The following is a 14,823-nucleotide window of genomic DNA, read 5'->3' as shown; positions in this document are numbered from 1 at the left end:
TTCAACCAGTAATGTCCGGGAGAGGGCACGGGGGGTCTCATTCTCCGCGGAGGTCCGCCAGCAGGCCCGGGAGCTCGTCGGGCTTGACCATGACCTCGCGCGCCTTCGACCCCTCGCTCGGGCCGACGACGTTGCGGCTCTCCAGCAGGTCCATCAGGCGGCCCGCCTTGGCGAAGCCCACGCGCAGCTTGCGCTGGAGCATGGAGGTCGAGCCGAACTGGGTGGTCACGATCAGCTCGGCCGCCTGGACCAGCAGGTCGAGGTCGTCGCCGATGTCCTCGTCGATCTCCTTCTTCGCGGTGGCGGCGGCCGTGACGTCAGGGCGGTACTCGGCCTGCATCTGGGCCTTGCAGTGCGCCACCACCTCCGCGATCTCCTTCTCGGAGACGAAGGCGTTCTGCAGGCGCATGGGCTTGCTCGCGCCCATCGGCAGGAAGAGCGCGTCGCCCTGGCCGACGAGCTTCTCGGCGCCCGGCTGGTCGAGGATGACCCGGCTGTCGGCGAGGCTGGAGGTCGCGAACGCCAGGCGCGAGGGCACGTTGGCCTTGATCAGGCCGGTGACCACGTCCACGGACGGGCGCTGGGTGGCGATCACCAGGTGGATCCCGGCCGCCCGGGCGAGCTGGGTGATGCGGACGATGGAGTCCTCCACGTCGCGGGGGGCGACCATCATCAGGTCGGCCAGCTCGTCGACGATCACCAGCAGGTAGGGATAGGGCTGGTAGACCCGCTCGCTGCCGGGCGGCGGCACGAGCTTGCCCGCGCGCACCGCCTTGTTGAAGTCGTCGACGTGCCGGAACCCGCTGGCCGCCAGGTCGTCGTAGCGGCGGTCCATCTCGCCCACCACCCACTCCAGGGCCTCGGCGGCCTTCTTGGGGTTGGTGATGATCGGCGTGATGAGGTGCGGGATGCCCTCGTAGACGCTGAGCTCGACCCGCTTGGGGTCGACCAGCACCATGCGGACCTCGTCCGGGGTGGCGCGCATCAGGATCGAGGAGATCAGGCCGTTGACGCAGACCGACTTGCCGGCGCCGGTGGCGCCCGCGATGAGCAGGTGCGGCATCTTGGCGAGGTTGGCCACGATCGTGCGGCCCTCGACGTCCTTGCCGAGCCCGACGATCATCGGATGCTGGTCGGCCTGAGCCACCTGCGAGCGCAGGATGTCGCCGAGGGAGACCAGGTCCTTGTCGGTGTTGGGGATCTCCACGCCGATCGCCGACCGCCCGGGGATCGGCGACAGGATGCGCACGTCGGCCGACTTGACCGCGTAGGCGATGTTCTTGGTGAGCGCCGTGACCTTCTCGACCTTGACCGCCGGTCCGAGCTCGATCTCGTAGCGCGTCACCGTCGGCCCCCGGGTGAAGCCGATCACCTGGGCGTCGATCGCGAACTGCTCCAGCACGCTGGTCAGCGCGTTGACCACGACCGTGTTGGCCTTGGTCTGCGGCTTGGGCGCGCTGCCCGGCCGCAGCAACTGGGTGTCGGGCAGGGTGTACGGCCCCGCCTGCGGGGAGAGCACGAGCTGCTCGACCTTGCGCGGCGCCGGGGTCGGCTCGGGCAGCTCCGCCTTGCGGACCGGCTGGTCCTCCGCGGCCGGTTCCTCCGGGACCAGGCCGGGCACGATCTCCGGAGAGTGGTCGGCGAGCCTGCCCGGCGTCTCGGCGATGACCGGCGTGTCGTACGGCTTGACGCCGCCGTCGCCGCCGTCGCCGCCGTCGCCGGGACCACCGGCCCGCTCACCGGCGGACTTCCTGCGGGCGGGCCGCCTGGCCGGCGGGCGGGGCGCGCGGGAGCCGGCCGGGATGTCCCGGGTGAAGAGCATGTGCCTGATCTCGGCCAGCCGCTCGGGGACCCGGTGCACCGGGGTGGCGGTGATGACCAGCACGCCGAAACCCGACAGGAGCAGCAGCAGCGGGACCGTGATGAAGACCGGCAGGATGCTGTCGGGCGGGGCGGAGACGATGAACCCGATCATGCCGCCCGCCGCCGACACCTTGTCCATGCCGTCGGAGGCCCCGCCCGACGGGTACGGCGTGCCGTTCGCGACGTGCACGACGCCCAGCACGCCGATCGTCAGGGCGGACCACCCGATCATCATCCGGCCGGTGTCCGTGCTCTGGTCGGGGTGACGCAGCAGCCGCCAGGCCAGCAGCACCAGCAGGAGCGGGATCAGCCAGGTCAGCGCGCCGAAGACGCCGCGCATGACGGTGTTGACCACTTCCGAGACCGTGCCCGTGGGGGTCCGCCAGGTCATCGCGGCCAGCACGATCGCCCCGGCGATCACGGTCAGCCCGAGGCCGTCGCGGCGGTGCACCGGGTCCAGCTCCCGCGCGTTCTGCCCCAGCGCCCGCGCCGCGCTGCCGATGCCGCCGGCGAACAGCATCCAGATCCCCACGAACAGCTTGCCGATCATGGTGAAGACCCAGCCGAGCGGGTCGGGCTGGGAACCGGCCGGCCTGCGGGCCGGACCGGCCGCCCTCGCCCGGGCGGAGGCCCCTCGCGCGGTCGTACGGGAGGCGGGCCTGGACCGGCCGGAGGCTCCCTTGGCCGGGGTTTTGCCCTGCGGCTTTCCTGGGGTGCCTTTAGACGTACGGGTGGCCATGGTAGGGAGGCTAGCCACGTGACGGGCGGTTCGCCCGGAGACTCGCCGTTCGGGGAGAAAACAACCCCGAACCGGACATGACTCAGTCTCGCCGGTCCCTTTGCCTCCGCGCCGCCCCGACTCGGGCGAGAGCCCGCCGCCGACCCGCCGCCGTTCCGAACGGCGGCGGTGACGGAAGGCAGGGCCGCCGTACGGCGATCGCGGCACCGCCGTACGGCCGGGCGGGTCAGACCTCGACGATCACCGGAATGATCATCGGGCGGCGGCGGTAGGTGTCGCTCACCCAGCGGCCCACGGTCCTGCGGACCACCCTGCGGATCTGCTGGATGTCCACCACACCGTCGGCGGCGTTGTCCTGCAGCGCCTTCTCCACCTGCGGCAGGATCTCCTCGAAACGCTCGGGGTCGATGCCCGAGCCGCGGGCGTGGATCTCCGGCGCGGCGGCCAGGTCGCCGGTGGCGGTGTCGACCACGATGACGACCGAGATGAACCCTTCCTCACCCAGGATCCGCCGGTCCTTCAGGGCGAACTCGGTGACGTCGCCCACCGAGGAGCCGTCCACGTAGACGTAGCCGGCCTGGACCGCGCCCGCGATCCGCGCGCGGCCGTCGATCAGATCGACCACGACGCCGTCCTCGGCGATCACGATGTGGTCGTCCGGCACCCCGGTCAGCGCGGCCAGCTTGGCGTGCGCCCGCAGGTGCCGCCACTCGCCGTGCACCGGCATGAAGTTGGACGGCCTGGTCAGGTTGAGCACGTAGAGCAGCTCGCCCGCGGCGGCGTGCCCGGAGACGTGCACCTTGGCGTTGCCCTTGTGCACGACGCGGGCGCCCCACCGGGTCAGCCCGTTGATCACCCTGTTGACGGCCGTCTCGTTGCCCGGCACCAGCGAGGAGGCCAGCAGCACGGTGTCGCCCTCGGCGACCCGGATCGGGTGGTCGCGGTTGGCCATGCGCGACAGCGCGGCCATCGGCTCGCCCTGGGAGCCGGTGCAGATCAGCACCACCTCCTCCGGCGGCCAGCCCTCGATCTCCTTGGAGTCGACGATCAGTCCCGGCGGCACCTTCAGGTAGCCCAGGTCGCGCGCCACGCCCATGTTGCGCACCATGGAGCGGCCGATGAGGGCGACCTTGCGGCCGTGCCGCTCGGCGGCGTCGATGACCTGCTGCACGCGGTGGATGTGGGAGGCGAAGCTCGCCACGATCACCCGCTTGGCCGAGGTCCGGACCACCTCGTCGATGACCGGCCCGATCTCCCGCTCGCTGGTGACGAAGCCCGGCACCTCGGCGTTGGTGGAGTCCGACATCAGCAGGTCGACGCCCTCGCGGCCGAGCCGGGCGAAGCCGCCCAGGTCGGTCAGGCGCCCGTCGCTGGGCAGCTGGTCCATCCGGAAGTCACCGGTGTGCAGCACGATCCCGGCCGGGGTGCGGATCGCAACCGCCAGCGCGTCCGGGATGGAGTGGTTGACCGCGAAGAACTCACACTCGAACGGCCCGAACCGGTGCCGTTCCTCCTCCACGACCTCGACCTTCACCGGCTGGATGCGGTGCTCGGTCAGCTTGGCCTCGATCAGCGCCAGCGTCAGCTTCGATCCCGCGATGGGGATGTCGCGGCGCTCGCGCAGCAGGTACGGCACCGCGCCGATGTGGTCCTCGTGACCGTGGGTCAGGATGACCGCCTCGATGTCGTCCAGGCGGCCGCGGATGTAGTCGAAGTCGGGAAGGATCAGGTCGACGCCCGGCTGCTCGTCCTCGGGGAACAGCACCCCGCAGTCGACGATCAGCAGGCGCCCGTCGAACTCGAACACCGCCATGTTGCGGCCGATCTCCCCGAGGCCGCCCAGCGCGACGATGCGCAGTGCGCCCTCGGCGAGGACCGGCGGCGGCCCGAGCTCGGGATGGGGGTGACTCATCCGGTCACACCTCTCTTACACGTGTCGGCGAATCCTCTGGACGGCAGGACTGCTCCCTCGCCGAGCACTCCGGACTCCATCGGGCCCTTGTATCGGTGCTTCAAACCGCCGTTCCTCCCTCCCGCGGCCGTCTGTGCCGCGGTATCCGTTGTTCCCTGTCATGCCACACCTTCTCCGGACAGCTTCACGCCGCCCGCGACCAAGCTCGCGCGCAGGTTCTCGACCTGCTGTTCCGTGGCCTCCACCAGAGGCGGGCGCACCGGGCCCGCGGCCTGGCCCACCAGAGCCAGCGCCACCTTGGCCATGATCGCGCCACCGGCCTGCATCATGATCCCGGAGACCACCGGGAGAAGCCTGCGATGGATCTCCAGCGCGCCCGCGACCTCGCCGGCGCGGTACAGCGCCATCATCTCGGCGATGTCCGCGCCCACGACGTGGCCCACGACACTCACGCACCCGGCGGCCCCCACCGACACCCACGGCAGGTTCAGCGTGTCGTCACCGGAGTAGAAGACCAGGTCGGTGGCGAGCATGACCTGCGACCCGGCGAACAGGTCGGCCTTGGCGTCCTTCACCGCGACGATGCGCTCGTGCTGCGCCAGGCGGATGAGGGTCTCGGTCTCGATGGGCACGCCGCTGCGGCCGGGGATGTCGTAGAGCATGACCGGCAGCCCGGTGGCGTCGGCCACGGCGGTGAAGTGCCGGTAGAGCCCCTCCTGCGGGGGCTTGTTGTAGTAGGGCGTCACCACCAGCAGGCCGTGGGCCCCCGCACGCTCGGCGGCACGGGCCAGCTCCACGCTGTGGTGGGTGTCGTTGCTGCCGGCCCCGGCCACCACGACGGCGCGGTCGCCGACCGCCTCCATGACGGCGCGCAGGATGCGCTCCTTCTCCCCGTCCGAGGTCGTCGGGGACTCACCCGTGGTCCCGCTCACCACGAGGCCGTCATTGCGCTGTTCGTCCACCAGGTAGGTGGCCAGGCGCTGCACCGCCTCGTAGTCGACCGCACCATCACGGGTGAAGGGCGTGACCATGGCGGTCAGCATGCGGCCGAAGGGGGCGTCGGAGGTTGTCGTTGGCGCTGCCATAGACGGAACGGTACCCGGATCCGGGAAGACGGTGGACCCCGCCACCCCGCTCCGCCCCTCCTTCCCGCCCCGCGCGGCCTCCGCGGAGCGGCCTGCCTGCGGTTCCGGCACCGGCCGGGCAGGCCCCGCACGGGCCCTCCCCGCCCGCTTCAGCCCTCGTACACCGACAGCCCCATGAGCGAGTAGCCCCACCCGGTGCCCCTGCGCACGCCGTGCACCCGGACGTGCCGCGCGACGGCGGACAGTCCCGCGACCTCGTCCACGCCCCCGTCCCCGGTGCCCACCTCGCGGAGCACGGTCCACGAGACGCCGTCGGGGGAACCCTCGATCCGGTAGCGGGAGCCGTACGCCCGCTCCCAGTGGAGCACCACCCGGCCGACCTTCCGGGCGGCGCCGAGGTCGACCTGGATCCACTGCGGGTCGGCCCTCTTGACCGAACCCCAGCGCGTGTCCGGGTCGCCGTCGACGGCCTTCTCCGGGCCGAGCTCCCCCGACTCGACTCCCGAGGCGGTGGCCGGGCGGCCCAGCGCCAGGTCCGGGCCGATGGAGTCGGCCCGGTGGCGTTCCCGGGCCTGCCGGTCCGTCAGCGCCGTGCCGGACATGGCGACCTCGTCCAGGGCGCCCCCGAACGGGCCCATGGACCACGCCGGCAGGCCGATCACCTCGGGCACGGTCCCGATCCGCCGCCCGTCCGCGTGCAGGGTGGTGCCGCCCGGCGTCGCGACGAGGACGAGGTGGGTCCAGCGGTTCAGCGGGAGGCGGTACCCGAAGGCGAACTCCCGGACGCCGGAGACGGCGATCTCGCCCCCGTCGACGACGATCGCCTGGCCGAGACCGCCGAGCAGCGTCCCCCGGGCCCGGTCCTCGCTCCGCACCCACATGGAGACCGTCCAGGGCGGGGGCGCCGAGGCACCGCCGAGTGTGAACCGCCTGCCCTCGCCGAACCTCGCCGCCGTGCCGAGCCGGCCCGGCACGGGGAACCACGGCGCAGCGCCCCTCCCCGGCTCCGCGGTCGCGTGCACGCCGCCCTCCTCCGGCGGGGTTCCGCCCGCCCCCTCATCCGGGCGTGCACCGCCCGCGCCGTCCGCGGCGCTGACCAGCAGCCCCTGCCGCCACGCGGCCGGGGCGTGCGTGCCGCCCGCCGGAACGTGGAGCCCGTCGAAGCCGTAGCGGTGCTCCGCCCCGCCCGCCCGGGGGTTCTCCGAGAGAAGACCCGGCGCCCCGCCCACCGCGCCGAGCCTGGCGGAGAACCCCTCGGCGGGCGAGTCCCGGTTCCAGGCCCGCTCGGCGAACTCGGCGAGCGGGCCCGCCAGCGCCGCCTCGGCCGCGCCCGGATCGCCGAAGGGCGTGATCTCTGCGAGCAGGGCCCGGCCGGACCCGCCGGCGCCGGGATCCTGCCTCAGGAGGTCTCCGGCGTACCAGCCAGCGGCCTCGACGACGTCGACGACGTCGTGCTCCCCGGACCGGGCGGACGCCCGGGTCTCCGGCGCGGCCTCGTGCAGGATCACCGGCTCGCCCTCCAGCGGCGGGACCCGGTCCCGGACCGTGAGAACCGGCCGCCTGCCCAGGCTCACGGCGTGCGCGATCAGCTCCCGCGCCCCCTCCCGCCACTCGGGCTCGTCGCAGGCGTCCACCCGGCCGAGGCCGACGAGTCCCGCGCCGAACCATCCCGAGAAGGTGTCGAGCACGGCCGCCAGCCGCTTTCTTACCTCGGCGTCGGCGAGGTCGGGCACGTGCTCGCCGGCGCAGCGGCGCACCGGGGTGAGCGCAGCGGTACCGTCCAGCACGTCGATCTCCGGGACCACGGTGACGTGGTGACGGGCGGCCACGGCCTGGACGGCGTCGATGTCCGCACGGGTGTAGTGCCGGGCGGGGACCGCGGCGGCGAAGGCCGGGCCGGACGGGGCCGGGTCCGACAGCCGCAGCGCGGCGTCTCCGGACAGCCGCAGGTGCAGGGTGTTCAGCTTCAGCCAGGCCATCCTGCGGATGAGGTCCTGGATGCGCGCGGCGGGCCAGAACCCCCGCTGCACGTCCAGGATGACCATGCGGGTGCGCAGCGCCGGCCGGTCCTCCAGCGTGCCGCGCGGCGCCGTCCGGTCCGCCCCGAGCAACTGGAGCAGCGTACGCCCGCCGTAGAAGAGCCCGGCCTGCTCCGGAGCCCCGATCTCGACATGGTCGCCGATCTCCATGCGGTACCCCTCGGGACCGCCGGTCCCGGCCTCCCTGACGAGGCGTACGTCACCGGGGGCGGGTTCCGGGACCGGGCCGGTGACCACGGGAACCGCCAGGCCGGTCGCCTCGCGCAGGTGCTCGCCGAGCAGGCCGGCGAGCTCGGCGCTCTGCGGGGCGGCGAGGATCCGCGACTCCGGGGTGAGCTGGAACGATCCGCCCGCGCCGCTCCACCGCGCGGGCGCGGGAACCGTGGCCGGAAGCTCCTCCGCGTGGGCGCCGGCCGGTACGGCCGCCGCCTGGACGGCGAGCAGCACCGCGAGCCACAGAGTTAAAGATCGTCCCAAATACCCATACACAAGGAGTAAGGGTATTAATGTCCTCTTTGGGGGAGTTATTCGGACCCCGGGAACGTGAAAGAGGCCGCCGATATGTGCTCGGGGGTACACACATCGACGACCTCTACCGGTGAATCGGGGGCACTCGCGAGTGTGTTACAGATCCTTTCGGAGATTTTTTCGCCTTCGGGACCGGTCGGCGAGTCCGTAAAGTTGGGGCTCCAACTTGGGGCCATCACCCTGCGTCTCCTCGCGGATACGACAAGATGGGCTACCCGAGACCCCCCCTTGGATGGCTCACGTGGCAAGCTCAGATCCGGTCTACCTGCGCGTCGTCGCCGACATCCGCCGCCAGATCGTCGACGGCTCCCTGCCTCCCGGCGCCCCGATCCCCTCACGCGCCCAGCTCACCCGCAAGTACGGCATCGGCGAGACCGCCGCCCGCCACGCGCTGCGCGTGCTCGCCGCCGAGGGCCTGATCGTCGGCCGAGTCGGCTCCGGCCATTACGTCAGGGCCAAACCCGTGCTCCTGCCCCTGTACCGCTGGCGCTTCCACGACCACCACGCCCCGCTCGGCGCCGACCTGCACGCGCAGGGTGCCCGCACCACCTGGGACTGGCGCGCCGAGCCCGTCGAGGCCACGCCGGACATCGCGCACCGCCTCCGGCTGGACGAGTCGGCCCCCGTCACCCGGACCCACTACGTCTTCCGCGGTGACGGCAGGCCCGTGCAGCTCGCCACCTCCTATGAGCCCGCCGAGTTCAGCGTCCCCGGCGAGGAGGCCCCGCGCGCCCTGACCGGCCGCCTGTCCTCGCTCGGAGTGAAGATCACCGAAATAGTGGAGGAGGTCTACTCCCGCGTTCCCCAGCCCGCGGAGAGTGACGCCCTCGCCCTGCCCGCCGGAGTCCACGTCCTGCACGTCGAGCGCACCCACTGGGCCGGCGACCGGCCCATCGAGACCAGCGACATCGTCATCCCGGGCGACCGCTTCCGCCTGGTCTACTCCCACCCGATGCACTCCTGAGACCCTCACGACGGACTCCCCGCGGCCGAGTGCCGCGTGCATATCGCGGGGCCGCCCCGACGCGGCCGGCGGACGGCTCTGCGCGACCGGGGCACCACGGAATGTCAGCGCCCGCTGGTAGAACCTGGACAGGTTTCCCAGCCGGAGGTGCCGATTGCGCGTCAAGGACATGCCCCCGACCGACCAGCCGCGCGAGCGACTCCTCTCGATCGGCGCCACCGCCCTGGCGGACCGAGAGCTGCTGGCGTTACTGCTCGGCTCGGGCGGCCGGGGCACCAACGCGGTCGAGCTCGCCTCCCACCTGATCGCCCACTGCGGTGACCTGCGCGGCCTGGCCCGCTCCGACGCGCACCGCCTGATGGCGGTCCCGGGCGTCGGCCCGGCCAAGGCGGCCCGGATCATCGCCGCCTTCCACCTGGTACGGCAGTCGCAGGCCGAACCGGAGCGCCGCCGCGTCACCGGCTCGGGAGACCTGGCCGCCGTCGCCTCCCCGCTGCTGCGCAACCTCGGCCACGAGCGGGTGGTCGCGGTGGTCTGCGACTCCGGCGGGGCGGTGGTCCGCCGGGCCATCGTCAGCGAGGGCGGCAGCGACCGCGCCCTCGCCCCGGTCCGGGAGATCATCACGACCGTCCTCACCTCCGGCGGCTCCTCCTTCGGCCTGGCCCACAACCATCCCAGCGGCTCCCTCGACCCCAGCCCCGCCGACCTCGACGTCACCGCCCGCCTCCGCCAGGCCGCCGAGACCGTCGGCCTGCGCTTCCTCGACCATCTGATCGTCACCGACACCGCCTGGCGCCGCATCCCCGACTGAGCCCCACTCCCCGGGCACGGGTCCCGGTCACCGCCGCCCCGGAAACGGCGGTGACCGGGGTGGCCTCGCCCATGCCGCGAGACCACGGTGCCTCCCGGCAGGCGGCTCTTCGAGAGCCGCCTGCCGGGAGTCCGAGCCCGGCGGACGGTGGGATGGGAGGGACGTCCGCCGGGGGTTCGACCGGTGGTCCCGCCCCCTCCAATGACACGGGACCACCGCCCGGCCCTTCCGGAGATACTCAGGGCGCCCGGAAGGGCCGGGAGTCTTCTGGTCCCGGCGGCGGGAGCCGTACGCTCCACGCCGCCGGGCACGTCCATCGATCGGTCAGCGAGCGCTTCCCATCAGGAGCCGCAGCCAGAGCCCCTGCGTCTCCTTCGCGACCACCCAGGGGGACTCGTGCACGATCACCTCTCCCATCTGGCGGTGCGTCCGCCGTATGAACATCAGCCCGGCCGCCTGGCAGAGCTCATAGAAGGTGGCCTTGCAGTCGCAGGTGTGCTCCTTGATCCGCACCCGCTCGACCCTCGGCTGCTCCGGCCGCCAGTCGATCCGCTCGTGCGGCTCCTGCAGCGCCCCGATGTGGTGGCTGTGATACCGCTCCACCGGCGCCACAACCACCACATCGATCCCTCGCTCCCGCCCAAGCACTTTACCACTATAAGTATCTACGTAGTCTCCGGTCTACCAGCCCGTATGCTTCACGGTCTCAAGATGTCTGTTTTGTGCATCGATGCGTACCTATTGGTCTATCGTTCGACTGTGCTGGATCGCGACGGGCCCATACCGGTCTACATGCAGATAGCAGCCCTGATTCGAGAACAAATCGAGAAGGGCGACATCCCTCCCGGCCAGGCAATGCCCAGCGAGGCCGAACTCGAGCGCGAGTACGGCATCGCCCGCACCACCGCCCGCCGCGCGACGCGGGAACTACGGGAGCAGGGGTTTGTCTACACGGTTCAGGGTGAGGGCACCTTCGTCGGCGAGCCCGACGTGCCGCGCGCTCCGCGGAAAACCCCGCTCTACCAGGAGATCGCCAACGAGGTCGCCGAGCGGATCCGGAACGGCGAGTTCCGGCCGAACCGTCCGATCCCGAGCGAGAAGCTACTCATGGAGCAGTACGGCGTCGCCAAGGTCACCGCCCGAAACACGGTCGCCTTCCTCCGCGATCAAGGATGGGTCTTCACCGTTCCCCACCGGGGCACCTATGTGAACCAGCCCGAAAAGTGGCCCAAAGATAACAGTTAGCACATCAGGCAAGAGCGCCCGGCAATCGACGAGGAGTGCTATCACTCTTCTCGATTAATTGATATCACTCGGTCCATGAAGCAGCTACTCCTTCGCATCGACGATGATCTCCATCAGCGCATAACGAGGAGAGCTCACCGGACCGGTCGCTCCATCAACGCGACCGCCGGGGAGATCCTCGCCCGCGGAGTGTCCGATGAAGTACTGGACGCACGCGCAGAGCTTCGTGCACGTGCACGTCGACTTGGCGTTCTCGCCGAACGCCCTCCAGTCGCACCCGTGACCGAAGCCCAGCGCGAGCGGGCGCTTTCCAGCGCCAAGGGCATTGGCCCCATTCTCGACAGACTCTGGGCTGAGGGCCGCTGACCACATGCTCACCTATATCGGCTCCTCTGTGCTGGCCTGCGCATATCTTCCCGATGAGCCGGGCCATCGCCGAGCCCGCGATCTAATAGAGAGCTCCGACCACCTTCTCGTCACAGGCACATTGACCGTGGTGGAGGTGACCGGCGTTCTTGTCCGCGCCTCTCGTGCTCACCGGCTGCTGGAACTGGACAACGCCCTCGCTGTTCTCGCGTCCGATCTTGGGGAGGATGGGCCGGTCACCTTAGTAGCCGCCGCTCGCGACTCCGTAGAACTCAGAGCCACCGAAATCGTCTACACGCACGCGTTGCGCGCCCTTGATGCGCTTCACCTCGCGGTCGCAGAACTCGCTGCCGTGCCACTACTGGACAGCCCTGGAGACAAACTCGGCTTTGCCAGCCGCGACATCAGTCAGTCAGAAGCAGCACTGGCACTGGGCTTCATTCCCGTTTGAGAAACCACACTCCGGCGAGATCAGGACTGCCGGGCGCGGAGGACCTCGAGGGCGCGGTCGGCGTGGACGTGCATGTCGGCCTCGTCGTGGATCACTTCGAGGACGTGGCGGCCGGCGTCGATGACGAAGGTCATCCGACGGGTGAGGAACGGGCCCACGGCGTAGCTGCGGCGGGCACCGAGGCGCCGGGCGACGGCGCCGTCGGGGTCCGACAGCAGCGGGAAGCCGAGGCCGTAGGTGTCGGCGAAACGCTTCTGCCGGGGGACGGCGTCGCGGCTGATGCCGACCGGGGTGGCCTTCACCTCGGCGAAGCTCGTCGCCAGGTCACGAAACCGGCAGCTCTCCAGCGTGCAGCCCGAGGTCAGGGCCGCCGGATAGAAGAACAGCACCACCGGCCCGCTGGCCAGCAGATCTCCGTCGAGCCGCCGGGGCGTCCCGGTCTCGTCGGGCAGTTCGAAGTCCTCGACCACGTCCCCAACCGCAACGCCTGCAGCCACGACAGATCCTCCCGGTAGCGACCAGCGACCCCGGTGGGCGCCGCATGGCGGACGCGGCCGGGGTTCGGCGTTCTCGCGCTCCGAACCCGCCAATCCACCGTACGGCGGACAGGGCCGACGAACAGACCCAGAATGATGGCCCGCGATCAGTCGAGCAAGAGTTCTCCGACGATCTCTCCCTCGAAGATCTGCCCGGTGCGGCGGAAGCCCAGCTTGAGGTAGAACTCCTCGGGACCGTGCTCATGCACCTCCCACAGCACGGTGACGCGCTTGCCGCCCCTGCGCCGGGCCTCCGCGCACAGGGCCTCCACGGCGAACCGCCCGTAGCCCCTGCCCTGGTGCTTCGCATCGATGTTCAGTCGCCAGATGCCGCAGCGGAACAGGTCGATCGGGGCGTCGAGGTCGAAGTTGCCCATGATGAACCCGACCACCTCGTCCCCGTCGCAGACCAGCCGGGGCCAGGCCGTCTCCCGGGAGGCGTAGGCCTCGGCGAGGGAGCGCTCGACGGAGGCGACGGTCCCCTCCTGCTCGGGGCGGATCCTGATCTTGAACGCGTCGGCGATGTTGTCCGGAGTCACCTGTTCCAGGCGCGGTGATGAGGTCATAGCCGGACAGTAGGCCACGGGGCCGACATGCCCCGCCCGAGAACGGCGACGGCGGGCGTCCGCCCGGCGCCGGAGGAGGGCAGTGGGCGGTCGACCGGCCCGGTCGACGGCCCGCGGCGAAGATCACATTTGTGGTACGATACATATGTCATGACGAATCATGACGACAGCGCGCTGAGCGCGATCCTCCCCGACGACGCCGCGCAGCTTCCCGCGGCCTTCGTGAGCGCGTTCAACTCCGGGAACGCCGAACAGCTCGACCTCCTCTACGACGACCCGGGCGTGCTCGTCCCCCGGCCGGGCCATCCCGTCACGGGTGAGGAGCGAGCCGCCGCCGACCGGTATCTGCTCGGTCTCGGCCTGCCGATGGACGCCCGGCTGCGGCACGCCTACACCGCCGGCGACACCGCCCTGCTCATCGTCGACTGGTCCGTTCGCGGCACGGCGCCCGGCGGCGAGGAGATCGACCTCCGGGGAACGGCGGCCGACGTCGCGCGGCGCGGCGCGGACGGACGGTGGCGTTACGTGGTCAACAACCCCTTCGGCGGGGGCTGAGCCCGGCGAAGAGGCCGCCGCCCGTCCCCGCGGGCGGGCGGCGCCCCGGATGACCGCCGTCACGCTCTCCCGCACCGGGCCCGGCGGCGGTCAGAACACCGGGATGATGTCCTCGGGGTCGAGGAAGTCGACCTCGACGCCCTCGATGTCCAGCTCGGGGATCGCCGGGAACTCGATGCCCCAGCGTTCCACGATCGCCCGGATCCGGGCCATGGCGACCCGCCAGTTCTCCGCCTGCTCCTCGTACGACAGCACGCCGAGACCGGCGTCGCGGGCGTGGTCCATCAGGACCCGGTGGTTGTGCAGGAAGTACGGCGGCAGCTCCCAGAAGCCCTCCGGCGGCTCCCAGAGGATCATGGAGAGGAAGACGAACCCGGCGCGGAGCTGGCGGGTGATGAGGGAGCGGGTGTCGTCGGTGAGACCGGGCCACTCGTTCTCCAGGATCGTCATGCAGATCTGCAGGTGGCGGGACTCGTCACGGCCGATGCGGTGGAACATCTCGCTGAAGACCGGGTGCCGGGCGCCGGAGGCCATGCCCCGGAAGAGGGTGGAGGCGGCCATCTCCCCCATCATGAAGCTGGTGAACAGCACCGGCAGGGTGTACTTGCCGACCGCGCTGTTGTAGCCCGTCCAGTAGCGGCCGCCGTTGTGGTAGAGCCAGCCGATGTTGTTGTGCGCCGCCTTCTCCAGATCGGTCTCGGGCGTCCAGTTCAGCGGCCCGCCCGGCCAGAGCCGGGCGATGGTCCGCTGGCAGCACTCCTCGTGGTTCATCTCGTCACGGGTGATCGAGAAGAAGCACTTCCTGACCGGGTCCTCCTCGTGCTTCTCGAACGCCTGGATGGTGGCCCGGGCGAAGACGGCCGGACCGGAGGCGTCGAAGTTGGCGAGCACGGAGAACCAGTACATGATCCCCAGGCGCTGCTCGACGGTGAACCCGGCCGGGTCCAGGCCGTCCCAGGGCAGGTCGGCGGGGTTCCAGAGCATGCGCTTGGACTTCTCGTAGATGGCCACGAGCTTCTCGGTCTCGACCCGCCACTCCATGGGGTAGATGTTCGGCTGCGGGATCTCCGGTGCGGGCCAGAAGCCGCCGTCGGGAATGGTCAGGTCCGCCATGTCTCCACCCCTTTTGTGACACCTATAGCTCACACACTGCTCCTCGATGT

General features: G+C 71.0%; 14 protein-coding genes. 6 read left to right on the top strand and 8 right to left on the bottom strand.

Translation table 11 applies throughout. The annotated features are described in order from the left end of the window. Positions 1-37: 37 nt before the first annotated feature. The 4 genes from HS041_RS13690 to HS041_RS13675 all read right to left on the bottom strand — a co-directional run bounded on the left by HS041_RS13690 (position 38) and on the right by HS041_RS13675 (position 8,115). Positions 38-2,602 (bottom strand): DNA translocase FtsK, encoded by a 2,565-nt coding sequence (locus HS041_RS13690; protein WP_196441066.1) that lies wholly within the window; start codon positions 2,600-2,602, stop codon positions 38-40. A gap of 226 nt (positions 2,603-2,828) precedes the next feature. Further along, the gene (locus HS041_RS13685) at positions 2,829-4,514 is read right to left on the bottom strand and encodes a ribonuclease J (RefSeq protein ID WP_196441065.1); all 1,686 of its coding nucleotides are present in this window, start codon (positions 4,512-4,514) and stop codon (positions 2,829-2,831) included. Positions 4,515-4,672: 158 nt separating this feature from the next. Beyond that, positions 4,673-5,599, bottom strand: a complete 927-nt coding sequence (gene dapA / locus HS041_RS13680; protein ID WP_196441064.1) for a 4-hydroxy-tetrahydrodipicolinate synthase — start codon at positions 5,597-5,599, stop codon at positions 4,673-4,675. 149 nt (positions 5,600-5,748) lie between these two features. Continuing rightward, positions 5,749-8,115 carry a discoidin domain-containing protein gene (locus HS041_RS13675; RefSeq protein WP_196441063.1) on the bottom strand — a complete coding sequence of 789 codons (2,367 nt, stop codon included), beginning with the start codon at positions 8,113-8,115 and terminating at the stop codon, positions 5,749-5,751. Between the two features lie 292 nt (positions 8,116-8,407). Between HS041_RS13675 and HS041_RS13670 the strand changes: the two genes are divergently transcribed. Together HS041_RS13670 and HS041_RS13665 are read left to right on the top strand one after the other, a co-directional pair. Then, positions 8,408-9,130 carry a GntR family transcriptional regulator gene (locus HS041_RS13670; RefSeq protein ID WP_196441062.1) on the top strand — a complete coding sequence of 241 codons (723 nt, stop codon included), beginning with the start codon at positions 8,408-8,410 and terminating at the stop codon, positions 9,128-9,130. A 169-nt stretch (positions 9,131-9,299) separates the two neighbouring features. Then, positions 9,300-9,941, top strand: a complete 642-nt coding sequence (locus HS041_RS13665) for a JAB domain-containing protein (protein WP_230879058.1) — start codon at positions 9,300-9,302, stop codon at positions 9,939-9,941. A gap of 324 nt (positions 9,942-10,265) precedes the next feature. Here the strand turns inward: HS041_RS13665 and HS041_RS13660 are convergent, their stop codons facing one another. After that, positions 10,266-10,559: a hypothetical protein gene (locus tag HS041_RS13660; protein ID WP_307845279.1), complete on the bottom strand. Its 294-nt coding sequence runs from the start codon at positions 10,557-10,559 to the stop codon at positions 10,266-10,268. A 141-nt stretch (positions 10,560-10,700) separates the two neighbouring features. Here HS041_RS13660 and HS041_RS13655 point away from each other — a divergent pair, with 141 nt between their 5' ends. The 3 genes from HS041_RS13655 (at position 10,701) to HS041_RS13645 (ending at position 12,003) form a co-directional block, all read left to right on the top strand. Next, on the top strand, positions 10,701-11,186 hold the full coding sequence (locus HS041_RS13655; protein ID WP_307845278.1) for a GntR family transcriptional regulator: 486 nt from the start codon (positions 10,701-10,703) through the stop codon (positions 11,184-11,186). 75 nt (positions 11,187-11,261) lie between these two features. Further along, on the top strand, positions 11,262-11,552 hold the full coding sequence (locus HS041_RS13650) for a FitA-like ribbon-helix-helix domain-containing protein (protein WP_196441058.1): 291 nt from the start codon (positions 11,262-11,264) through the stop codon (positions 11,550-11,552). Positions 11,553-11,556: 4 nt separating this feature from the next. Next, a complete protein-coding gene (locus tag HS041_RS13645; RefSeq protein WP_196441057.1) occupies positions 11,557-12,003 on the top strand; it encodes a type II toxin-antitoxin system VapC family toxin in 447 nt (148 codons plus the stop codon). Positions 12,004-12,023: 20 nt separating this feature from the next. On the opposite strand, the gene HS041_RS13640 is transcribed toward HS041_RS13645, so the two are convergent. Then, positions 12,024-12,500: a peroxiredoxin gene (locus HS041_RS13640; RefSeq protein ID WP_196441056.1), complete on the bottom strand. Its 477-nt coding sequence runs from the start codon at positions 12,498-12,500 to the stop codon at positions 12,024-12,026. Positions 12,501-12,646: 146 nt separating this feature from the next. Next, complete coding sequence (locus tag HS041_RS13635) at positions 12,647-13,105, bottom strand: GNAT family N-acetyltransferase (protein WP_196441055.1); 459 nt, start codon at positions 13,103-13,105, stop codon at positions 12,647-12,649. Between the two features lie 150 nt (positions 13,106-13,255). Between HS041_RS13635 and HS041_RS13630 the strand changes: the two genes are divergently transcribed. Continuing rightward, positions 13,256-13,660, top strand: a complete 405-nt coding sequence (locus HS041_RS13630) for a YybH family protein (protein ID WP_196441054.1) — start codon at positions 13,256-13,258, stop codon at positions 13,658-13,660. 90 nt (positions 13,661-13,750) lie between these two features. Here the strand turns inward: HS041_RS13630 and HS041_RS13625 are convergent, their stop codons facing one another. Further along, positions 13,751-14,773, bottom strand: coding sequence for a hypothetical protein (locus HS041_RS13625; protein WP_196441053.1), 1,023 nt, complete (start codon positions 14,771-14,773; stop codon positions 13,751-13,753). Positions 14,774-14,823: the final 50 nt, after the last annotated feature.

The sequence above is a fragment of the Planomonospora sp. ID67723 genome, from assembly GCF_015711605.1.
Lineage (GTDB): Bacteria > Actinomycetota > Actinomycetes > Streptosporangiales > Streptosporangiaceae > Planomonospora_A.
The sequence above is the reverse complement of the archived record's forward strand: the minus strand, read 5'-3'. Positions and strand labels throughout refer to the sequence as shown.